This is a genomic window from Glutamicibacter sp. (assembly GCF_050701915.1).
GTDB lineage: Bacteria > Actinomycetota > Actinomycetes > Actinomycetales > Micrococcaceae > Glutamicibacter.
In genome coordinates this window covers 64,645-86,087 of record NZ_JBOGEG010000005.1, presented here as the reverse complement: position 1 = coordinate 86,087, position 21,443 = coordinate 64,645, and the positions used below count along the sequence as shown (strand labels likewise).

General features: G+C 62.2%; 21 protein-coding genes. 12 read left to right on the top strand and 9 right to left on the bottom strand.

Translation table 11 applies throughout. The features are described 5' to 3' along the window. The first annotated feature begins 103 nt into the window (after nt 1-103). Genes ACRDT3_RS05815 through ACRDT3_RS05800 form a run of 4 tightly spaced genes read left to right on the top strand, consistent with a single transcriptional unit; the run spans nt 104 to nt 3,526 of the window. Nucleotides 104-1,021, top strand: a complete 918-nt coding sequence (locus tag ACRDT3_RS05815) for an ABC transporter ATP-binding protein (RefSeq protein WP_431492085.1) — start codon at nt 104-106, stop codon at nt 1,019-1,021. Next, nucleotides 1,018-1,773 (top strand): ABC transporter permease, encoded by a 756-nt coding sequence (locus ACRDT3_RS05810; protein WP_431492084.1) that lies wholly within the window; start codon nt 1,018-1,020, stop codon nt 1,771-1,773. The genes ACRDT3_RS05815 and ACRDT3_RS05810 overlap by 4 nt, the downstream gene beginning before the upstream one ends. Next, the gene (locus tag ACRDT3_RS05805; protein WP_431492083.1) at nt 1,770-2,924 is read left to right on the top strand and encodes a sensor histidine kinase; all 1,155 of its coding nucleotides are present in this window, start codon (nt 1,770-1,772) and stop codon (nt 2,922-2,924) included. The genes ACRDT3_RS05810 and ACRDT3_RS05805 overlap by 4 nt, the downstream gene beginning before the upstream one ends. After that, nucleotides 2,921-3,526 (top strand): response regulator, encoded by a 606-nt coding sequence (locus tag ACRDT3_RS05800; protein WP_431492082.1) that lies wholly within the window; start codon nt 2,921-2,923, stop codon nt 3,524-3,526. The genes ACRDT3_RS05805 and ACRDT3_RS05800 overlap by 4 nt, the downstream gene beginning before the upstream one ends. Here ACRDT3_RS05800 and ACRDT3_RS05795 read toward each other — a convergent pair. Next, nucleotides 3,523-4,023: a DUF456 domain-containing protein gene (locus ACRDT3_RS05795; protein WP_431492081.1), complete on the bottom strand. Its 501-nt coding sequence runs from the start codon at nt 4,021-4,023 to the stop codon at nt 3,523-3,525. The two genes, ACRDT3_RS05800 and ACRDT3_RS05795, sit on opposite strands and share 4 nt — an antisense overlap. A gap of 119 nt (nt 4,024-4,142) precedes the next feature. Between ACRDT3_RS05795 and ACRDT3_RS05790 the strand changes: the two genes are divergently transcribed. Continuing rightward, complete coding sequence (locus ACRDT3_RS05790; RefSeq protein ID WP_431492080.1) at nt 4,143-4,937, top strand: enoyl-CoA hydratase/isomerase family protein; 795 nt, start codon at nt 4,143-4,145, stop codon at nt 4,935-4,937. Between the two features lie 6 nt (nt 4,938-4,943). Here the strand turns inward: ACRDT3_RS05790 and ACRDT3_RS05785 are convergent, their stop codons facing one another. Next, a complete protein-coding gene (locus tag ACRDT3_RS05785; RefSeq protein ID WP_431492079.1) occupies nt 4,944-6,503 on the bottom strand; it encodes a long-chain-fatty-acid--CoA ligase in 1,560 nt (519 codons plus the stop codon). A 191-nt stretch (nt 6,504-6,694) separates the two neighbouring features. Between ACRDT3_RS05785 and ACRDT3_RS05780 the strand changes: the two genes are divergently transcribed. Then, on the top strand, nt 6,695-7,480 hold the full coding sequence (locus tag ACRDT3_RS05780; RefSeq protein WP_431492078.1) for a VOC family protein: 786 nt from the start codon (nt 6,695-6,697) through the stop codon (nt 7,478-7,480). A 63-nt stretch (nt 7,481-7,543) separates the two neighbouring features. Here ACRDT3_RS05780 and ACRDT3_RS05775 read toward each other — a convergent pair whose 3' ends face one another. From ACRDT3_RS05775 to ACRDT3_RS05745, 7 genes are read right to left on the bottom strand one after another with little or no spacing between them, the layout of a single operon-like run. Continuing rightward, nucleotides 7,544-8,590 carry an LLM class flavin-dependent oxidoreductase gene (locus tag ACRDT3_RS05775; protein WP_359185260.1) on the bottom strand — a complete coding sequence of 349 codons (1,047 nt, stop codon included), beginning with the start codon at nt 8,588-8,590 and terminating at the stop codon, nt 7,544-7,546. A gap of 30 nt (nt 8,591-8,620) precedes the next feature. Further along, nucleotides 8,621-8,827: a tautomerase family protein gene (locus ACRDT3_RS05770; RefSeq protein ID WP_286134045.1), complete on the bottom strand. Its 207-nt coding sequence runs from the start codon at nt 8,825-8,827 to the stop codon at nt 8,621-8,623. A gap of 14 nt (nt 8,828-8,841) precedes the next feature. Further along, complete coding sequence (locus ACRDT3_RS05765) at nt 8,842-10,326, bottom strand: aldehyde dehydrogenase (protein WP_431492077.1); 1,485 nt, start codon at nt 10,324-10,326, stop codon at nt 8,842-8,844. Then, a complete protein-coding gene (locus ACRDT3_RS05760) occupies nt 10,323-11,075 on the bottom strand; it encodes an alpha/beta fold hydrolase (protein ID WP_431492076.1) in 753 nt (250 codons plus the stop codon). Before ACRDT3_RS05760 ends, ACRDT3_RS05765 begins: the two co-directional genes overlap by 4 nt. Before the next feature lie 34 nt (nt 11,076-11,109). Further along, on the bottom strand, nt 11,110-11,661 hold the full coding sequence (locus ACRDT3_RS05755) for an amino acid synthesis family protein (protein WP_431492075.1): 552 nt from the start codon (nt 11,659-11,661) through the stop codon (nt 11,110-11,112). After that, nucleotides 11,658-12,326, bottom strand: a complete 669-nt coding sequence (locus ACRDT3_RS05750; protein WP_431492074.1) for an amino acid synthesis family protein — start codon at nt 12,324-12,326, stop codon at nt 11,658-11,660. Before ACRDT3_RS05750 ends, ACRDT3_RS05755 begins: the two co-directional genes overlap by 4 nt. A gap of 30 nt (nt 12,327-12,356) precedes the next feature. After that, a complete protein-coding gene (locus tag ACRDT3_RS05745; protein ID WP_431492073.1) occupies nt 12,357-13,055 on the bottom strand; it encodes a GntR family transcriptional regulator in 699 nt (232 codons plus the stop codon). 128 nt (nt 13,056-13,183) lie between these two features. On the opposite strand from ACRDT3_RS05745, the gene ACRDT3_RS05740 reads away from it, so the two are divergent. The 6 genes from ACRDT3_RS05740 to ACRDT3_RS05715 all read left to right on the top strand — a co-directional run bounded on the left by ACRDT3_RS05740 (nt 13,184) and on the right by ACRDT3_RS05715 (nt 21,373). After that, nucleotides 13,184-14,158, top strand: a complete 975-nt coding sequence (locus ACRDT3_RS05740; protein ID WP_431492072.1) for a flavin reductase — start codon at nt 13,184-13,186, stop codon at nt 14,156-14,158. Between the two features lie 44 nt (nt 14,159-14,202). Continuing rightward, nucleotides 14,203-15,873, top strand: a complete 1,671-nt coding sequence (locus tag ACRDT3_RS05735) for a BCCT family transporter (RefSeq protein WP_431492071.1) — start codon at nt 14,203-14,205, stop codon at nt 15,871-15,873. A 120-nt stretch (nt 15,874-15,993) separates the two neighbouring features. After that, a complete protein-coding gene (locus ACRDT3_RS05730; protein ID WP_431492070.1) occupies nt 15,994-17,430 on the top strand; it encodes a purine-cytosine permease family protein in 1,437 nt (478 codons plus the stop codon). Next, nucleotides 17,430-18,002, top strand: a complete 573-nt coding sequence (locus ACRDT3_RS05725; protein ID WP_431492069.1) for a cysteine hydrolase family protein — start codon at nt 17,430-17,432, stop codon at nt 18,000-18,002. The genes ACRDT3_RS05730 and ACRDT3_RS05725 overlap by 1 nt, the downstream gene beginning before the upstream one ends. Before the next feature lie 161 nt (nt 18,003-18,163). Beyond that, the gene (fdhD, locus tag ACRDT3_RS05720; RefSeq protein ID WP_431492068.1) at nt 18,164-18,991 is read left to right on the top strand and encodes a formate dehydrogenase accessory sulfurtransferase FdhD; all 828 of its coding nucleotides are present in this window, start codon (nt 18,164-18,166) and stop codon (nt 18,989-18,991) included. A 60-nt stretch (nt 18,992-19,051) separates the two neighbouring features. Then, on the top strand, nt 19,052-21,373 hold the full coding sequence (locus ACRDT3_RS05715; protein ID WP_431492067.1) for an FdhF/YdeP family oxidoreductase: 2,322 nt from the start codon (nt 19,052-19,054) through the stop codon (nt 21,371-21,373). Nucleotides 21,374-21,443 lie beyond the last annotated feature (70 nt).

Sequence of the window (21,443 nt, the reverse complement as noted above, 5' to 3'; positions counted from 1 at the left end):
AAGGTTGCACTGGGCAACTTGTTTCCGACCATGACAACGGTCATGGGCATTACATGACTTTCCGCTCTTCTGCGCACCGGGCAAAGAGGGAAGAGTATGAGCCATGGAAACGCTGATAAAAACCGATGCGGTTTCGCTTCGCGGCTTGAAGAAGACCTTCTCAACGCCGCGCAACAAGGTTCAAGCAGTCAAGGGCATCGACCTGAAGATCCAGACCGGGCAGATCGTGGCCTTCCTGGGACCCAATGGCGCCGGCAAGACGACCACAGTGGACATGATCCTGGGGCTGACCCAACCCACCGAAGGTTCGGTGGAAATCCTCGGCTTGGATCCGCGCCAGGCGATCTCCGCTGGGCGGGTCTCTGCCGTCTTGCAAACCGGCGGGTTGCTGCGCGATATGACCGTCAAGGAGACGATGTCCGTCATCGCCCACATGCATGAGCAAGCAGATCGCATTGGCCCGGTCATGGAGCGCACGGGGCTGGATAAGATCGCCAAGCGGCGCGTGGGCAAATGTTCTGGCGGCGAGCAGCAGCGCATCAAGTTCGCTTTGGCTCTGCTGCCCGACCCGGATGTACTGATCCTCGATGAGCCAACTGCCGGAATGGACGTGATGGCCCGCAGGGATTTCTGGGCCACGATGCGCGATGAAGCCACCGAAGGACGCACCGTTATTTTCGCCACGCACTATCTGGAAGAAGCCCAGAACTTCGCAGAACGCACGGTGCTGATGAGCCAAGGCCGCATTGTCGCCGACGGAGCCACCGAAGAGCTGCGCAAGCTAATCTCCGGACGCACCGTCAGCGCTTCCTTCCCCTCGGCGGAGCATGCCGAACGAGCCGGGGCTTTTGATAATTCGGTGCAGGTAGCCGATCGCAACGGATTGCGCTTCGCTTTCCACAGCGCTGATTCCGACCGCTTCGCGGCCGCCTTGCTCGCCGAGTACCAGGGCTACGACCTGGAAATTTCCTCACCGAGCTTGGAAGAGGCCTTCATCCAGCTGACCAAGGACGCATCATGATGAGCAGCTACATCCGCGTGGAATTCGCACGGCACTTCCGCGACGGCTACAACCTGATCTTCGCCCTGTTGCTGCCCGCCGCCATGTACATCCTGTTCGGCAACATCCCCAGCTACACCGAGTTCGAGTTGGGCGCCGGCAACGTGAAGTTCTATCTGATGATCTCCATGGCAGCCTACGGGGCGGCGGTCAGCACCGTGGCAATCGCCGGGACCGTGGCCACCGAAACCATGCAGGGATGGGGCAGGCAAATTGCCTTGACCAAAATGCCGCCGGCCATGTTCGTCAGCAGCAAGATGATCGTCGCGGCCACCGTAGCCGGTGCCTCGGCAGCAGTAGTCTTCGCCCTGGGTGCGGCGACCGGAGCTCAAGTGCAAGAAGGCTGGATCTGGGGCGTGAGCTACCTGATCATCCTGCTCGGGGCAATGGTCTTCGCCTGCTACGGCATCGGGGTGGGCATGGTGTTCAAATCCGAATCGGCCCTGGGCCTGGCCTCGGGACTGATGGTGTTCTTCGCCTTCTTCGGCAACGTCTTCATGCCGCTGGAGGGAAGCATGCTCGACGCGGCCCGCTTCACCCCGATGTACGGCTACGTAGCCCTGGCCCGCTACCCATTGCTCAAGGACATGCCTGCCGGAGTCGAAATGGCCCCGGACGCGTTATGGCTCCCAACCGCTAACCTAGTGGCATGGGCACTCATCTTCGTTCTCTTCGCGGTACTCGCCACCAGGAAGGCCAAGGCGCGCCAGTGAGCCGCAACCTGCCCGGCGCCGCGCCAGCGGACGATCCGCTCTGCGAGATCGATGAGGACCAGAAATTCTGGGATCGCCGAGGCTGGCTGATCGCTGGCGTCTGGGTGATTTTCCTGGTCTTCCCGGTGCTGGACCTGATCCTCGAAGACTATGCGCTGCCCACCCGGATCATCGGCCTGGCGCTCATTGCCCTGTTTGCCGCCATTTACCTGCAGTCCTATGCGATGTTCTCCTGGAATATCGGGCAGGGCGGAACCAGCGACCGCCGGGCGCACGTGAACTTTCTGGTCCTCTGCACGATCGTGGCCCTGGGCATCCCGGTCATCGGGTTGACCACCATGGGGCTCTTCCCCTTCATCACTTCCTTCGCAATCTTCCTGCTCAGCCGCAGGTGGACCATCGGCGCCTATGCCACGGTGCTGGTGCTCAGCTTCGCGCTGCCCATCATCTTCGGGCAATTCATGGATGCGATCTTCCTGATCGGCCTGAACCTCGTGCTGATGGTGGTGTATGCGATTACCGTGGCCGCCATTCGGCGCTCGGCCACAGCAGAAAAGATCCGCAGCGACTACCTGCTGGTCGCCGAACAGGAACGCATGGCCAGAGACGTGCATGATGGCATCGGGCATTCGCTGACCGCTTTGAATTTGAAGGCGCAGCTGGCCCTGCGCCTGATGGACCAGGAGAAGTACGCCCAGGCCCGCGGGGAACTTGAACAGCTCAGCGCCCTGGCCGTGGACGCACTGGACTCCGTGCGCACTACCGTGCAGGGGCTCAGCCGCCAGGACCTGGCCGCGGAACTGGCCGAGCTGCAGCAGGCTTGCAACGACAACAACCTCGAATTCACGGTGGCAGGAACCGCCGAGCAAGTCCCGATGCAGCTGCGTTCGCATGTGGCTTGGATTCTGCGCGAAGCGGTCACCAATGTGCTGCGCCACGCGCACGCCAGCACCATCGTGCTGCATCTGGAACCCGGAAAAGTCAGCGTCGACGACGACGGCGATGGCCTGCAGGCCAGCACGCCAGGCCACGGCATCCGGGGAATGCAGGAACGCGCCAAGCAGTTCGGTGCCAGCTGTACAGTGGGAGCATCGCGGCTGGGCGGAACCAGCGTGCAGGTAGCCTTCGCGGCAGAGGGGAATGCAGCGTGATCCGTATACTCATCGCCGATGACCAGCACCTGGTCCGGGGTGCGCTGGCAGCCTTGCTGAACCTCGAAGAAGACATCCGGGTCGTTGCGCAATGCGCCGACGGAGACGAAGTCGCCGCCGCCCTGGACACGCACCCGGCCGACATCGCATTGCTGGATGTGCAGATGCCGCGGCAAGACGGGCTGCGCACCGCGGCAGAACTCAAGGCCAGCCACGCCGGGGTGAAGGTACTGATCCTGACCACCTTTGACCGTCCCGGATATTTCCGCCAGGCCTTCGAAGCCGGAGCGCACGGCTTCCTGGTCAAGGATTCTCCGCCAGCCGAGCTGATTGCCGCCATCCGCAGGGTCTATTGCGGGGACAAGGTAGTGGATCCGCAGCGTGCCATGCTCAGCGTGGAGAGCCGCAGCAACCCGCTGACCGGGCGTGAACGCGAGATCCTTTCACTGGCCGCGTCCGGCTCGCCGGTTTCGCAGATTGCCTCGGCGGTGCACCTGTCGGTGGGAACTGTGCGCAACCACCTGTCCAATGCGATCGGCAAAACCAGCACTGCCAATCGCATCGAGGCAGCACGCTACGCCCGTGAGATGGGCTGGATCTAGCGCATTACGAAGTGCGTAATCAGGCCAATGACCCAGATGGAGGAGGCCAGCAGCACGCAGCCGAATTCCACGACAATGCCCAGGCCCATGGCCTTCAGCGCACCCCAGGATGAGCCGAGCGCGCCGGAGACTTCGCGCCGGCGCACGCTTTCACCGGCGAAGAGGCCCACCGCGAAACCGACGAACATGCCGATCACCGGAATGAGGAAAGCACCGGCGATGGCGCCCACCACCGCAAAGAGAATGGAACCCTTGGGGATTTGATGTTCCTTGAGCTTCTTGCCGGTCAGGATCGCAGAAGCGGACCAGCCCAGCAGGGCGATCGCCATGCCCAGACCGGCTGCCCACCAAGAAGCGCCGGAACCCAGCAGCCAGCCCCAGCCCAAGAGCGTGCCGATCGTCAGCAACGAGCCGGGCAGCACCGGGAAGATGGTGCCCAATGCCGATACGACTAGCAGCAGCCCGGCGATGATCGTGTAAATAATTTGTGCATCCACAAGCTCAGTTTCGCACACGTGGCCAACTGGTCGGAGGCAAGCCGTTCATTCAGAGGTTCCGCAAACTCCCCGATTCGCGATAGATTGCCAATGACGCACGAGAATCGGGGAGGATCCTGATGGGCAAGGACAATGAAGCACGGGTCAACGTAGAGATTGCCGGGTCCACTGCCGTGGTGCGGCTGGATAATCCGGGCCAATTCAACGCGCTCACCAAAGACATGTGCCTGCAGCTGGTTGGCGCCTTTGCCGGCCTATCGACCAACGACGAGGTTAGTTCCATTGTGGTTCGCGGCGCGGAAGGGAACTTCTGCGCTGGAATTGCCATCGACGAAATGGAGCAGGTGCTCTTTGACCGGGACGCGGACGGAGAGCTGATCAACCATTTCGACCTGCTCGACAAGATCATCGTGGGTTGCCCGAAAACCACCATCGCGGTGGTAGAGGGCAATTGCTTTGGCGGGGCCTGGCAGCTGGCCTCGGCCTGCGATATCCAGTTGGCCGCGGATAACGTGCGCATCGCGATCACCCCAGCAAGAATCGGTTTGGTTTTCCCGCGCCCGGGCATCGAACGGCTGGTGCGTACCGTGGGGGAGCACCGGGCCAAGTACCTGCTGTTTTCCGGCGCGGAGGTTTCCATTGCCGAGGCAGAGCGCTGGGGCATGTTCACCCGGGTGATGGCCCATGAACAGCTGGAAGAAGAGCTGGCCGCATTGCTGGGCAAGCTGGCGGCGAACTCGCCGTATTCCATTGCGCGCACCAATGAGGCAATCAACTTGGTGCGCCAAGGAGAAGCCACCGAAGGCTGGTGGGAAGCGATGTGGGAAGAAAACGGGGCGAACGCGGACCTGGCCGAAGGCAGATCCGCGTTCTTGTCACGCCGCACACCGGACTACGGTGGACTGCCTGAATAGTTTTCGCTAGGCCTGTTCGGCAGTGAACTGCGCAACCAGTTCGCGCTTGAGGATTTTCCCGCTGGGACCCAGCGGGAATTCCTGCACGATCTCGATCAGCCGCGGATACTTGTACGCGGCCATCTGCCCGCTGGCCCACGCCACCAAATCCTGCGCGCCCAGCGTGGAACCGGCCTCCAAGGTCACCGAGGCGGCGATCTCCTGTCCGTGGGTTTCGTGCGGCACCCCGTATACGGCGGCATTGGAAATCTCCGGATGGGAAACCAGCACCTCTTCGATTTCGCGCGGGTACACGTTGTAGCCATTGCGCAGGATCATGTCCTTGGTCCGGTCCAGGATGCGCAGGTAGCCATCCTCGTCCTTGGTGCCCAGGTCCCCGGTGCGGAACCAGCCATCGACCACCGCTTCGGCCGTGGCCTCGGGCCGGTTCAGGTAGCCGGAGAACAAGTTGTGCCCGCGCACCACCAGCTCGCCCAGCTCACCGCGCGGCAGCAGCCGGATCTCATCCGCGTAAGCAGGATCGGCAATTTCCACATCCACGCCCCAGACCGGGGTGCCCACGGTCCCGGGCCGCGGGTCGACGCCCACATGGTTGAAGCAGGCCACCGGCGAGGTCTCGGTCAGCCCATAGCCCTCGTGGATCCGCGCGCCGAAGCGCTGCTCGAAGGCGGTGAGGATGGATACCGGAAGCGAGGCCCCTCCGGAAATGGCGTAGCGCAGCTTCTGTGGCATCCCCTCGCGCTGCTTGCCCGCTTCGAGCAGGGCCACATACATCGTGGGCACCCCGAAGAAGACGTCGATGCCTGCCTCCAGCAACAGCTCCAGGGCACCTTCGGCGGTGAATTTGGGCAGCAGCATGACCTCGGCTCCGACCCGCAGCCCGGTGTTGAGCACGCAGGTCTGGCCGAAGGTGTGGAAGAGCGGCAGCCCTCCGAAAAGCTTGTCGCCGCGGCGCAATTCCATGGTGTTCAGCAACGTGGTGTGGGTCTGCTCGATCAACGCCAGGTGCGTTCCCAACGCACCCTTGGGCTTGCCAGTGGTGCCCGAGGTGTACAGGATCGTGGCCAGGTCTTCCGGGCGGCGCGGCAGGTAGGTGCCAATAGGCGTGGCCTGCAAGGCCAGGTCTTCCAGACGGGTGGTGCCCGATTCCTCCGGAGCCAGCACGCTGAGCACCGGCACCCCGGAAGCGGCGGCTCCTGCCGCTCCTTCTGCGAGCAGGGGCGCGGCGCAGATCAGCAGCTTGGCCTCGGAATCCTCCAGGATGTAGGAGATCTCGCGCGCCTTGAGCAGCGCGTGGACCGGCACCGCCACGGCACCCAGGGCCAGGACCGCGTAGTAGGCGCGGGCGAAGTCCGTGACATTGGGGATGAGCAGGGCCACCCGGTCGCCCGCCTCGATGCCTTGGGCTTGCAACGCGCCGGCGTATTCCCGGGCCTGTTCCCACAGCTGCTCATAGGTGGTGCTGCGGCCATCGACGGTGATGGCGTTCAGCTCGCCGTAGCGGGCCGCCCCTTCTGCGAGGATGGCCGCCACGGAAACAGTGAGATTGGATGTGGAAACGCTCATGGTGAACTCCTCGGGTCGCCCAGCAATGCTTTGTGTGCCGTGTCACATTAAACCATATTGGAACTGCGGTTCAGCGCGAGGTATTGAGTTTCGTAATATCTCGGACGGTGGCAAAATTTCCGTTGCTGATCTGAATAAAAAGGACATAGACTCAGCCCAAGCGAGCTGGATAACTGTGGAATGGGGAAGCGATGCCGGCACCAAGGGATCCACGAGCTGAGCCTTGCTGGGTCGATTTGCTCACCAGCGACATGGAGGGCTCCACCCAGTTCTACGCGCAGCTTTTCGGTTGGGAAGTCCGCCATGACGCGGAAAGCCTGGAAGAGGGATATGCCGAGGTCTACCTCAACGGGAAAATGGTCACCGACTTCATTGCCAATGACCCGGATTCCGAGGTGCAGGATGCCTGGACCACCTACCTGAATGTGACCGATGTGCACGCCGCCGCCTACGCCACCAAAATGCACGGCGGCAAGGTCTACCTCAAGCCCATCGAAATTCCCGGCCAGGGAACCATGGCCTTCATCGGGGATCCATCGGGCACCGGCGTTGGATTGTTCCAGGCATTCCAGTCAGCAGACACAACCGCCAGCCGCGCAACGGGCACCCGCATCTGGAACGAGCTGCACACCAAGCACTTCGAAGCGGTGGCCCGCTTCTACCGTGTTGCCCTGGGCTGGTGCCTGTCACCGGTCTCGGACACGGACGAATTCCGCTACCACACCTACGGCCAAGGATCCGAGGCGGTGGCCGGAATCTTCGACATCTCCAGCTATCCGGACTCCAAGGCCGGCTGGCGCGCCTACTTCGCGGTGGAGGATGCCGATGAGACGGTGGCGCTCGCCGAGAAGCTCGGCGGCACGATCATTCATGAACCCCATGATTCCTACTTTGGCCGCATGGCCGTGCTCAGCGACGTCACCGGCGCAGAGTTCGCGATCATCGCCCCGTCGCGCAACCAGGAATCTGAAGCCTGACGGCAAAGGCCGCCGGCACCGAAAAATCGGATGCACGGCGGCCTCGGGGTGGTTCTTCGCAGGCTACTTCACGAAATTCGGCACAACTTCGTCAATGAACAACTGCAGCGAGCGTTTCTTTTCCTCGTGGCTCAGGGCGTTGTCGCTCCAGAAGCTGTATTCGCTGACACCCAGTTCTTCGTAGCGGCGCAGGCGCTCGACAACCACGTCCGGAGTGCCGATCATTGCGGTGCGGTGCAGGGACTCAGGGGTGAATTCCTCGCGTTCGGAGAACTTCTCCTCCGGGCTGGGATCGATGAATCCGTTGACCGGCTCCGCCTTATTGCCGAAGACCGCATCGAAGGTGCGGTAGAACTTGTTGATGCCTTCGGCGGCCGGGCGCCAGGCCTCTGGCTCGTTGGCGGAGTGCAGATAGGTGTGGCGCAGCACCATGATGTCGGGGCGCTGTTGCACCTCCGGGTGGGCGGCGATGGCGGCTTCGTACTTCTGGACCAATGATTCGACTTCTTCGTCGCCCTTCATCAACGGGGTCACCATGACATGGCACCCGTTGGCCACAGCATACTCGTGCGACTCGGGGCTGCGGGCGGCAACCCATACAGGGATCTGCTTTTGCGCAGGCTTGGGCACCGAGGTGGACGTCGGGAACTGCCAGACTTCTCCGTCGTGGGCGTAGTCGCCCTCCCAAAGCTTCTTGACTGCCGGGATGAGCTCCTGCATGGAGGCTCCGCCGTCGGTGGCCTTCATGCCGTCGGTCATGCGATCGAATTCGAATTGGTAGGCACCGCGTGCCACGCCTAATTCGGCACGGCCATTGCTGATGACGTCGAGCAGCGCGAGTTCGCCGGCTGCGCGGATCGGGTTCCAGAATGGCGCGATGATGGTGCCTGCTCCGAGCCGGATGGTGGAGGTCCGTGCGGCAAGGTAGGCAAGCTGCGGGATCGGGTTCGGGGAGACGGTGTACTCCATCGAGTGGTGTTCGCCGATCCAGACGGTGGAGAAGCCGCCGGCTTCGGCCATTTGAGTCAGTTCGACGAGGTTCTCGAAATGCTGTGCGTGGCTGATCGAGTCGTCATAGCGTTCCATGTGGATGAACAGTGAAAAGCGCATATCTGTCCTTCTTTCGTTGCTCTGCTGCCCTTAGGCAGTTGCCTGGGTGCGGTTGCGTTCGGCGATGGTTTGGTTGGTCCGGGACCAATGTTCATGGTCGACTTCGCGCACGATGACTGTGATGTTCTCGGGGGCCGCATCAACGGTTTCTTCGGCGGCCCGGTGCAAGGCGTCGATCAGGGCGCGCAGCTGCCGGGGGCTGCGGCCCTTGGCAATGGAAACATCGATCAGTGGCATGGGGTTCCCTTTCCTTAGCCACGCATCACAAACGGATCTGCGACGGGGGACTCGTCGGTGTTGATCCATACGCTCTTGAGGCGGGTGTATTCGTTCATGGATTCCAGGCCGTGCTCGATGCCAACGCCCGAGTTCTTGAAGCCCTGGCGCGGGGACATCGGGGACATCGCCCGGTAGGTGTTCACCCAGATCGTGCCGGCATCCAGCCTCCGGGCCATGCGGTGGGCGCGGGCAAGGTTCTGCGTCCACACGCCGGCGGCCAGCCCGTACTCGGTGTCATTGGCCATGGACAGCAGCTCGTCTTCGTGCTCGAAGGGCATGATCGCAGCCACCGGGCCGAAGATCTCCTCGCGGACCACGCGCATGTCGTTGTTGACGTCGGTGAGCACGGTGGGGGAGAAGTAGTAGCCCGGCAGGTCCAGGCCTTCGGGGCGGGTGCCGCCGGCCAGCACTTTGGCGCCCTCGTCTGCGCCGATCTTCACATAGGAAGCGACCTTTTCCAACTGGTCGGCAAAGGCCAGCGGGCCCAGCTCGGTGGCATCCGAGAGCGGGTCTCCGATGACGATGGACTTGGCGCGTTCGGTGACCCGTTCCAGCAGCTCGTCGTAGACCGACTTGTGGGCGAAGACTCGGCTGCCGGCAATGCAGGTCTGGCCGGCCGCGGCGTAGATTCCGGCCACCACGCCCATGGCCGCGTTGGCGACGTTGGCATCATCGAAGACGATGTTCGGGCTCTTGCCGCCCAGTTCCAGGGTGCAGCCGATGAAGCGGCTGGCGGCCTCGGCGGCGATCTTCGAGCCGGTGGCAGTGGAACCGGTGAAGGAGATCTTGGCCAGCAGCGGGTGGCTGACCAGCGCGGCGCCGGCCTCGGCTCCAAAGCCGGTGACCACGTTGATGACGCCCGGAGGGAATCCAGCCTGGTCGGCCAGCTCTGCCAGCAGCAGCACGGTCCGCGAGGTGTACTCGCTGGGCTTGATTACCACGGTATTGCCAGCAGCCAGCGCCGGGGCGATCTTCGAGGTGGTCAGCGTCAGCGGCGAGTTCCAGGGGGTAATGGCTCCGACCACGCCCAGTGCCTCGCGCTGGGTATAGTTCAAGATCGCCGGGTTCATGCTTGGGATCTGGGCGCCCTGCACCTTGTCAGCCAGTCCCGCATAGTAATAGAGGTACTCGGGCAGGGTGGCCAGCTGGCCGCGCATTTCGCGCAGCAGCTTGCCGTTGTCCAGGGATTCGTAGCGGGCCAGCTTCTCGGCGTTCTCGCCGATCAGATCGCCCAGGCGGCGCAGCAGGTGCCCGCGGGCGGTAGCGCTCAGGGTGCTCCACGAGGGTGCGGAAAATGCCTTGTGGGCGGCCTTGACGGCGCGATCCACATCTTCGGCATTGCCACGGGCGGCCTCGTAAAGCTCGTCGAGGGTCGCCGGGTTGGTGCTGGTGAAGAAACGGTCTTCGCTGGGAGCGACGTGCTCGCCGTTGATGAAATGCATGTAACGCTCGCTCATGCCTGTTTCCCTTCGTTATCGCTGAAAAAACTGTTTAATTCCGTGGCCAAGGCCAGCGGATTCTCGACCGGAAGCATGTGCCGTGCTCCGGGGATGATGCGCAGCCGCCCATGAGGCACGGCAGCAACCAGCCGGCGGGACATCTGCGGGGTCGATCCGGGATCCAGCTCGCCGGTGATGGCCAGCGTCGGCTGCTTGATCGCATCGAGTTCGCCGGCAATCTCCCGGTCACCGCGGGCGAAAACCGCGTAGGCGTGCAGATAGGATTCGAGATCGTTGCCAGCCATGGTTTGGCGCGTAGCCTCGATGAGCTGGGCGTCCACCGTGGTAGCCGAGGACGGGAACCAGCGTTCGATGGCTCGGTCGACTCCCTGGGAGAAATTAGTGCCGGCGGTAGCCAGGCGCTCTTCAACTGCGGCCGACTCTTCGGCGGTACGCCGGCATACGGAGTTCACCGCGGACAAGGTCAGCACGCGCCCGGGAGCGAAGCGTGCAAGGTACTGGGCAACCAAGGCTCCGAGCGAGAATCCCACAAGATGCACCGGCTCGCGGGTTTCCATGCGTTCGAGCACGTCGGCGGCCAAGCTCGCCAGATTCTGCTCGCTGCGCAAAGGAGGGCGCAACCCGTGCCCAGGCAGATCCAGGGCAACTGATTCGTGCGCCAGCTGCTCGCGCAGCGGCTTCCACATGGTCCGGTCCAGTCCGACTCCATGCAGGAGGACAACCAATGGCTGCTTGGTGCTTGTCATGCGTGCTTCGCTCCGTTCCGGCTAATGCGCTCTGCTACTGTTCGGTGGACAACGGGGCCAGGCGTTCCTGCGGACGGCCACGGGTTGCGCCGGCCAGGGCGATCAGGATTTCGCCAGCATGCGGAGCATCGGCGATCCTGGCCTCGACGCTCTGGTGGTGCGAACGGATCGTGGCATCGGTGAAATGCTTGAGCGGGATGTCGAACTGCACGCCAGCCTGTCCGCGCTTTTCCACGGCCGGCAGCAAGGTGGTGGCCTTGGCTGCGTCGCGGAAGTGGTTGCCGAATTTCAGTGTGTGGATCAGGGCCGACCCGTGCTCGATTTCACCGTCAAGGCCGACGATTGCAGCCTTGCCGTAGGCCTGAAGCGGAGCGCCCAGCGCTTCGATGACCCGCGGCGCCAGCAACGCTCCGAGGTCCGAGGCGACTGAGTCGATTCCAGGGTTCAAGTCCTCGACGAATCCTTGCCCTGCCCACGGGTTGTCGAATACGGCGGCGACAATGACCACGCGGGCTACCGGATCCACCGGTCGTCCGCCCTCTGTGGCAATTTCCTCGACGATGGTTACCAGCTTGCGGTAGTTCATAGTTGTATTCCCTTCAGTATTTCGGAAGTGACCGTTCGGTCGGTGGTTCGATCGCCGATGCGTGCATGTGGCCGGGGGCCGCTGGAAGCCGCAGCAATGACCGCGATCTCGCCAGCATGCGGGGCATCTGGCAAGGAAAGCTCCAGGGTCTGGTAGTGGGTTCGGGTGGCAGCTGCGGTCTTATGCCACATCGGCACTCGCAGCGATTCACCGGGAACGCCGCGGCCGTCGACAAAGCAGATGATCGAGGTGCCACCGAGGGCTTCGCGCAGCAGGTTGCCGAAGAACGGTGTGTGGATCAGCGCTCCGGCATGCTCCAATTCCCCATCGCTGCCAACCAATGCGGCCTTGCCGAAAGCTTCAACTCGTTCGGCTCCGCCCAGGGCATTGAGCAGGCGATCCGACAGCAGCTTGGCCAGCAAAGGGGCGATGGCCTCGGTCCGCTCGGATAAATCTTGCGACGTTCCGGTGCCGAGCCAAGGATTGGGGATGACCGCGGTGGCGGTCGCGCGGATAATGCTGCCTAATTCGTGGTGGGGAACTTCTTCCACCGTGCATGAGATTTTGCGCAAACCAATGGCCTGGGCCAAGTCCTGGTAGTCTTCGAGCGTTGATCTAGTGCTCAAATCAATGAGCTGAGGCGGCTGGGCCAGTGGAGAATTCATCTGGTATTCCTTTGCATGGCTATGTTGGGGCTAACCCGGTTGATCTTCGTCTTCTTCTTTCATTGCGGCCAGGGCAGCCGACTGGCTTGATGCGGCAACATGCCTGCGCATCACGAGTTCTGCGGCCAACGGATCTTTGGAACTGATGGCTTCGATGATTGCCTGGTGCTCGTCCTTCGAATTCTGCAAGCGCCCGGGCAAGCTCAGGGTCTGCGAAACGATGCGATGGTAGGCCAGCTGGTTCATCAACAGGTCATAGTGCTCGGTGAGCTTCCTGTTGTCGGCCCCGGCAACCAACGTGCTGTGGAATTCATGGACCAGTTGCGAGTAGAGTTCCGCGTCCCCGCGCTCGACGGCCCGTTGGCTGCGCGCGACGTTTTCCTTGAGCTGCTCCAATTCAGGTACGGCGCCACGTCTGGCCAGCAGGCCAGCGGCTAATCCCTCAAAGGCTTCCTTCAGGGAAAACATCTCGTGAATCTCGCGCTGGGTGGGCTTCCTGACAAAGGTTCCAACCCGCGAACGCACCTCAACTAGGCCCTCGCGCTCCAGCTGCTTCAATGCTTCTCGAATTGGAGTACGGCTGACCTCGAAGTCTTGCGCCAGGGCAGTTTCTGCCAATAGGTCTCCGGGTTGAACGACTCCGGTGACGATCATTTGACGGAGCCTGCCCAGCAACGGCGTCTCCGGGTTGCTTCTGGCTTTTGATTCCACGCTTGAACTCTCTTGCATACAAGAACCCTATCCATAGATTCTCTTGTATGCAACAGAAATCCATGCAATCGGCCGGAATTCGCTATATTCAAGAGATTTTCTTGAAATGTGTTGACTCCATCACAACCTTTGCTAGCATTTCTTGCATGCAACAAATTGTAAATTCACTCCAGCCTGTCAAAGAATCACTCGTCAACGCTTGGGAAGCGGCATGGGATCGTGGCCATGTCGATGCCCTGGACGAGATCTTCCACGCGGACTTCCGGCGAATCAGCAACAAATCCAAGAACGTCACCACCATCCGAGAGCTGAAGCAGGAGATTTTGTCCGTGCGGGAGGCCTTCCCTGATCTGGTGACAAAAATCGACCATCTGCTCGTGGATGAGCAGGAGCAGTCCATAGCGATTTTCTGGCACACCACCGGAACGTTCACCAGCGATCTGCAGGGTGTGCCGGCTACGGGCAACACCGTGGAAACCCGCGGTTCCAACCTGATGCAAATCCAGGATGGGAAAATCATCTCCGAGCAGGTGACTTGGGATCAGAGCGAGCTGCTCGAAGACTTGGGAGTCCCATCGCTCAAGTCCGCTTTCGAATCCACGGACGAGGGGGTGGTCGTGGACGATTTGAGCGGCGTGCCGAACCTCGATGCGCTCAAGGGATTCAACCGCCAGTTCATTACCGGCGTGACGGTTGTGACGACCATGGACGAACAGGGCAAGCCTCGCGGGCTGGCCGCAAATTCGTACGTGTCAGTTTCGCTCGAGCCGCCTCTGGTGCTGGTCTGCGTGCAGAAGACCACCAGCACCTATGCATCGCTGTTCAAGTCCACCCACCTGGGTATCAATATCATGAGCAACGGGCAGCGCGACACCGTGGGCACCTTCGCCTCCAAGGGCGATGACAAGTTCGCCGAGCTCGAATGGCACCGGGGGCCGAACGGCAGCCCGCTGATCGACGGCTCGGCAGCTTCCATCGAAGCAGAAATCAAAGAGCGCTTCCAAGCCAAGACCCATACCGTGTTCATCGCCAAGGTCAAGCATTCCGAAGTCGCCCAGCTTGAGCCGATGGTCTACAAGGCCGGTCGATTCTACGACGGCGCCGAACTGACCGCGCTATAGCCCGGCGCCGGCAGATTCCTCCAATACAACGAAGTGTGAGAGCCATGAAAACCGAAACCAACGAAATGCAGGGCAAAGGGCCACGCGGGGGGCCCACGCTCACCGGAGGCAAATTGCGCCGGGCCGCGGACAAGAACGAATCGAAACAGGTCTACAAGCAACTCCAGCGTCCGGGCAGTGTCCTTTTCGTTTCGCTGGCGCTGGTCGTGGTGTTCGTGCTCTGGGCGGCCATTGCACCGGACCGGCTCAATGAACTGATGTCCGGGGCATCCACCTGGTCGGCACAGTACATTGGCTGGAGCTACCTGTTGGTGACCCTCGGCTGCATCGTGCTGATGCTGTTCCTGGCCTTTTCGCGCTACGGGGGCATCAGGCTGGGCAAGGACGCGGACCGTCCTGAATTCTCCACCTGGGCCTGGATCGCGATGATTCTCGGTGCCGTGATGGGCATCGGGTTGATCAGCTATGGCGCGGCCGAACCCATGAGCCACTTCATGGTCCCTCCGCACGGCCGGGCCGAGCCGGAAAGCATGGATGCGGCAGTACTGGCCTTGCAGTTCTCGTACTTCGACTGGGGTCCGAACGCCTGGGCCTTGTTCGGCGTGTTCGGCCTGGCCATTGCCTACTCGACGCACCGCCGAGGCAATTCGGGACTCGTCTCGGTAATGCTCCGGCCAGTTCTTGGAAAATCCATGGACGGATGGCTCGGGAAAACCATTGACGTGTTTACCGTGCTGGCTACCCTCTTCGGCACGACCACTTCGCTGGGCTTGGGAGCTTCGCAAATCGCCGAGGGGCTGAACAGCCTGTTCGGGATTCCCACGGATCTGTTCGTCAAGATCGTGATCATTGCCGGCGTTACCATCGTGTTCACTCTCTCGGCGCTGTCCGGTGTTGGCAAGGGCATCAAGTGGCTCAGCCAGGGCACAATGATCGGTGCCGCCGCCATCGGGGTCTTCGTCCTGGTTTCCGGTCCCACCGGATTTATTTCCAACATCTATTTCCGGTCCATGGGGCAGTTCCTGGGCGAATTCCCGGCCGTGGCGCTGCTGACTCCTTCTGGAGCCGAAGACTTGCAGTGGATGCAATGGTGGACGTACTTCATGATGGCCTGGTGGTTGAGCTGGGGCGCCTTCGTCGGCATCTTCCTGGCGCGGATTTCCAAGGGCCGGACCATTCGTGAATTCGTTCTTGCGGTGATGGGCGTCCCGTCGCTGGTCTTCAGCATCTGGTTCAGCGTTTTCGGCGGCACCTCGATCCACCAGGAGATGACCGGCACCTCCGGGATCGGCCAGGCGACGTTGGAAGACACCAATAGCACCTTCTTCGCTATGCTGGCCGAACTGCCGATACCCGAAGTGACCTCGGCGTTCACGGTAATCCTCGTGGTGCTGTTCTTTATCACTGGCGCGGATTCCAATACCTATGTGTTGGGCACACTGACTTCCGGCGGAAATATGTACCCCAAGAGGCCGGTCCTGGTGGTCTGGGGACTTCTCACCGGCGTCTGCGCGATTGTGTTGTTGCTGGTGGGCGGGCTCGAAGCACTGCAACAGGCAGCCATCCTCTCGGCGGTGCCGTTCACGGTGATTGTCACGCTGCTGGGGATGTCGCTGATGAGGGAGCTGCGCTGCGACACGCGCCTACAGGCATTAACCATGCCCGAGGAGGCCACCGCGGACCAGCAAGAATCAACGACGGTAACTGCCAACTAGGGCACCAGACCCGGCATGGTGCGTACCGGAAGTCACAACCGGCTTTAGGTACACGGAAAGCGGCGATTTTGGCAGACATGGGGCCTGCTACGCCGAACACACTCGAGAAATGGAAATACTATGTCAGACCAGGCTAATGCCACGCCAGCATACGGGGCGTCGCTGACCAAAGCAGAGCCCTACGCCACCGAGCAGATTCCCGATGCCGAACGGCATGGGCATCCCCGCAGCCAATTCACGCTGTGGTTTGCCGCCAACATGGTCCTGGCGGTCATGGTCTCAGGCTTCTTCTCATCGCTCTTCGGGCTTTCTGTGGCCCAAGGACTGAGCGCGGTCGCAGTCGGCACCTTGCTGGGCGTGATAGTTATGGGCTTGCTGGCCGGAATCGGTACGAAGCTCGGAGTGCCGCAGCAGGTCCAAGGCCGCGGGCCGATGGGATTCTTCGGCAATTTCCTGCCCATCACCTTGCTTACTATCGTCTCGGCCATCGGATGGACGGCTGTGAACACGGTCTTCGCGGTCATCGCCTTGCAGATGCTGGTCGAAGTTCCCTTTGCACTGGCCGCCGTGGCCATCTTCGCTGTGCAATCGGTCTTCGCCATTTGGGGGCACAATCTCGTGCATCTGGTGAATAAGATAGCCACCGTCGTGCTGACAGTCTTGTTCATCATTATCTCGGTGCTGTCACTGGGCCAGGCGGACTTCTCCCAGGGGATTGACACCAGCGCGCCGCTGTACATGGGCGGCGTGGGAGGCTGGGTCACCTTTGCAGGATTCTTCTTTGCTTATGTGATGACCTGGACCCCATTCGCCTCGGACTTCTCGCGCTACTTGCCGCGCAACACCTCGCACGCAAAGGTCGTGGGATACACCGCTGCTGGCAGCTTCATCGCCATGACGTGGCTGGGCGGCATCGGTGTGCTGGTTTCGAGCTTCGCCGGGGAATTGGACGCCATCCCAGCGTTGGCGGAACTCACCGGCTCTTGGGCTCCGGTGGCCATGCTCACCGTGGTCCTTTCAACACTTCCAGTCAGCGCCATGAATCTCTACGGCGGATCCCTGTCGCTGCTGACAATCAAGGTGCCGGTGAACCGCATCGTTGGAGTGATCATCGTGGCTGTGGCCAGCTTGGGGATGACATTGCTGATGCAGACAAACCCCTACGGCGGCTTCTATGATTTCTTGTCCTTGCTGGCGTATCTGGTCGTCCCCTTCAGCACTGTCCTGCTGCTGGACTACTACCTGCGCATGCGCAAGAATATCTCTTCTTCGGTCTCGGAACTTTTCAATACCGGCCGCCGCGTTGAATGGGGCTTTTTCGCCTGGATTATTGGCTGCCTGGCCTCAAGCCTGTTCTGGAACACCAGCCTCATCATCGGCCCGTTCGCCTCGACCTCAGCCATATTCGGAGATCTCGGATTCGTTGCCGGTATTGCGGCTTCCACGGCCGCCTACTTAGCACTGTCCAAGCTCGCACCTCTGGCTGTGATGCGCCTGTCAGACCGGCCGGGAATCAGTGAATTGCGTGCTGACCTCGAGAAAAGGGCGAATAAATAATGACGGCAACACCGTTCTCGATACCCGCTGCTTCGGTGGCGCTGGTAGTCATCGACATGCAGCGTATTTTCCAGGAGCCTAGCAGCCAATGGCTCGTCTCGAACTATGATCAAGCGGCCGAGCAGGTTGCGCGGCTGCGCACGAAGTTCGATGGTGCAATCTGGACACGCTTCGTCAGGGACGCCCAAGAGCAGGGGGCGTGGCAGGGCTATTACGACCGTTGGGACCGATGCCGCGAGGCTCCCGGCTCCCCGCGGTGGAACCTCACGCTGGAGCCGCGGCCCGAGGACCGGATCCTGAGCCTGCCGACCTTCTCGAAATGGGGTCTGCAGCTGTCCGAACTCACCTCGGGCAGTGAGCACCTTGTCATCGCAGGTGTGGCTACTGACTGTTGCGTATTGGCGACGGTACTCGGGGCCGTGGATGCCGGAAAGCACGTCACCGTGGTCTCCGATGCATGCGCAGGCGCTACCTCTGTGGCGCATGAGCGGGCATTGGAACTCATGGAGATGCTGAACCCCATGGTGCAAATCGTGACGGTCGAGCAAGTGGACGGTTTGCTGCAAGCATAGAAAGCCGTGGTGGAGGTTGCTTGGAATCTGCAGTGGAGCCCGGGCGGCCAAGGGAAGACTTAGGGATTCCCGAGCTGTTTACGGCCGCTACCCTTCCACTTTGCCTCGGGTCGCCAACGGTGCCACACTCAGGGGAGGAAAGCAGCAGGCAGGAGAAGATTATGGGTCGCAAGATCGTGCGCCGCCGCGTGGTCAGGGCAACGCTGGAGGGCTCCCGCGTCCGCGAGGAGAAGCTGGCCGGTGAGGAGCCGCTGGAGATCCGCTTCGGCCACACCTCCTACACCACCTCCATGCGCACCCCGGGCGACGACTTCGACATGGTCACCGGCTTCCTGGTGGGCGAGGGAATCATTTCCGCGCCCGAGCACCTGGCCTCCCTGCGCTACTGCGCCGGCACCGATGAAGCGGGCAACCAGACCTATAACGTCATCGAGGTGCAGCTGGGTCCGGGGACGAAGCATCCAGATCTCCTGGCTGCCCGCAATGTGGTCACCAGCTCCGCCTGCGGGATCTGCGGCACCAACTCCATCGACGAGGTGCGCAAGAAAGCCGCCTTCGCACCCTCCGCGGAATCCGGGCAGGTTCAACTGGAAACGCTGCTGGGCATGCCGGACACCCTGCGCGAATCGCAGCAGCTGTTCTCCGCCACCGGGGGAGTGCACGCGGCAGGGCTGTTCTCCGCTTCCGGGGAACTGCTGATCCTGCGCGAAGACGTCGGGCGTCATAATGCGGTGGACAAGGTCATCGGAGCGGCCCTGCGCGACGGGTTGCTGCCGCTGGGCAACGCCGTCTTGCAGGTCTCCGGACGCGCCTCCTTCGAGCTGGTGCAAAAGGCCGCGATGGCCGGAATTCCGGTGCTCGCAGCCGTCAGCGCGCCTTCGTCGCTGGCCGCCGACCTGGCCGAGGAATCGGGCCTGACCCTCGCTGCGTTCTCCCGCGGGCGCAGCGTGAATCTCTACACCCATGCACAACGCGTGATTGACACGTAGCCTAGGTTCATGTGGTCTTGAACACGTGTTCTTGCACGAAGCTTAATTTGGAGGATAGCCATGCATCGCCCGGCCCCTGAGAAAGACATCAATGAAGATGAACTGAAGGTCAGCGCACCCAAGCACGCCGCCGCCGGCCTGAAGGCCGTGATGGTGTCCATGGAGCGCGGCTTCGCCGAAGCTGGCCCGTCGCGTACCCTGCGTTCGATGCTGCGCGTCAACCAGCATGACGGCTTCGACTGCCCGGGCTGTGCCTGGCCCGAATCCATCACCGGCAAGCGCAAGCCCGCCGAGTTCTGCGAGAACGGCGCCAAGGCAATTGCCGAGGAAGCCAGCGCCCGCACCGTCACCCCCCAATGGTTCGCGCAGCACTCCATCGAGGACCTGCGCGACAAGACCGAATACTGGCTGGGTTCGCAGGGCCGGATCACCGCCCCGATGATCATTCGCGAGGGGGAGAGCCACTACTCCCCGATCAGCTGGGCCGAGGCCTTCTCGACAATCGGCGAGCACGTGAACGCGACCACCCCGGATAAATGCGTGTTCTACACCTCCGGGCGCACCGCGAACGAGACCGCGTTCATGTACCAGCTGCTCGCCCGCTCGCTGGGCACCAACAACCTGCCCGACTGCTCGAACATGTGCCACGAATCCTCGGGCAGCGCCCTGAACCCGACCATCGGCATCGGCAAGGGCACCGTGTCATTGGAGGACTTCGAGCACACGGATTTGATCTTCGTGGTGGGCCAGAACCCCGGCACCAACCACCCGCGCATGCTCTCCGCGCTGGCCGATGCGCGCAAGCGCGGCGCCCGCATTGTTGCGGTGAACCCGCTGCCTGAGGCCGGCTTCTTCGGGTTCAAGGACCCGCAGACCGTGGGCGGCATGCTGGGCAAGGCCGATCCGATTTCCAGCGACTTCCTGCAGATCAAGGTCGGAGGCGACCTGGCCCTGTTCCAGGCCTTCGGACACCTGCTGCTCGAAGAAGAGAAGAAGCATCCGGGCACCGTGGTGGACCACGAATTCATCGCCGGGGTGACCGACGGGTTCGAGGCCTACCAGGCCGCGCGCGCCACCTTGGACTGGGAAGCTACCGAGAAGGCCACCGGCCTGACCCGCACCCAGATCACCGAGATCGCGATGCTGCTGGCCAAGTCCAAGGCCACCATCATCTGCTGGGCGCTGGGCCTGACCCAGCAGCCGCACTCGGTGCCGACACTGAAGGAAATCATCAACCTGCTGCTGTTGCAGGGCAACTTCGGCAAGCCAGGCGCTGGCGCCTGCCCGGTGCGCGGCCACTCCAATGTGCAGGGCGATCGCACCATGGGCATCTGGGAGAAGCCCGGCGAGCAGCTGCTCGAAGCGCTGGACGCCGAATTCGGCATCGAATCCCCGCGCGCCCACGGCTACGATTCCACCGAGGCGCTGCACGCCTTCGAGAAGGACGAAGTGGATGTCTTCGTCTCCATGGGCGGCAACTTCGCCCTGGCCAACTCGGACACCGAAGCGCTGGAAGCGGGCATGCAGCGTGCCAAGCTGACCGTGCACATCTCCACCAAGCCCAACCGCTCGCATGTGGTGCACGGCAAGACCTCGCTGATCCTGCCTACCCTGGGCCGCACCGACAAGGACGACAAGCACCCAACTGGTGCGCAGTTCCTCTCGGTGGAGGACTCCATGTCGGTGATCAAGTCCACCCGCGGCCGGCTCACCCCGGTCTCCGATCACCTGCTGGCCGAGCCGGTCATCGTCGCCCGCATGGCCCAGGCCATCTTGGGCGATGCGCACCCGGTCAACTGGCGGGCCATGGCCGAGGACTACGACGTGATCCGCGACCACATCGAAAAGGTGCTTCCCGGCTTCGAGAACTTCAACACCCGGGTGCGGGAGAAGAACGGCTTCGTACTGCCCAACCCGCCGCGCGATACCCGTTCCTTCGCCACGGACATCGGCAAGGGCCGCTTCACCGTCTCGGACTTCGAGGCATTGGAAGCTCCCGAAGGACATCTGATCCTGCAGACCATGCGCAGCCACGACCAGTACAACACCACCTTCTACGGGCTGGATGACCGCTACCGCGGGATCAAGGACGGCCGCCGCGTCATCCTGATCAACCCGGAGGACCTGGCCGAGACCGGGTACAGCGACCGGGACCTGGTGGACGTGATCTCCACTTTCGCCGGCTCCGAGCGCCGCGCCAACCGCTTCCGCCTGGTGTCCTACCCGACGGCCAAGGGCTGCGTCGCGGCCTACTACCCGGAGGCCAACGCGCTGGTGCACCGCGACCTGGTGGCCCGCGAGTCCAACACGCCGGGCTTCAAGGCGATGATGGTGCGTTTCGTCGAGCACACCCAGCAGCCTGGACGCACACTGGATAGCTGACCTGGGGCGAGGCTAAGCGCTTGACGTAATGCACCTCGCAGCCATTTGCGCTTCACTGGTTGTTCACCTG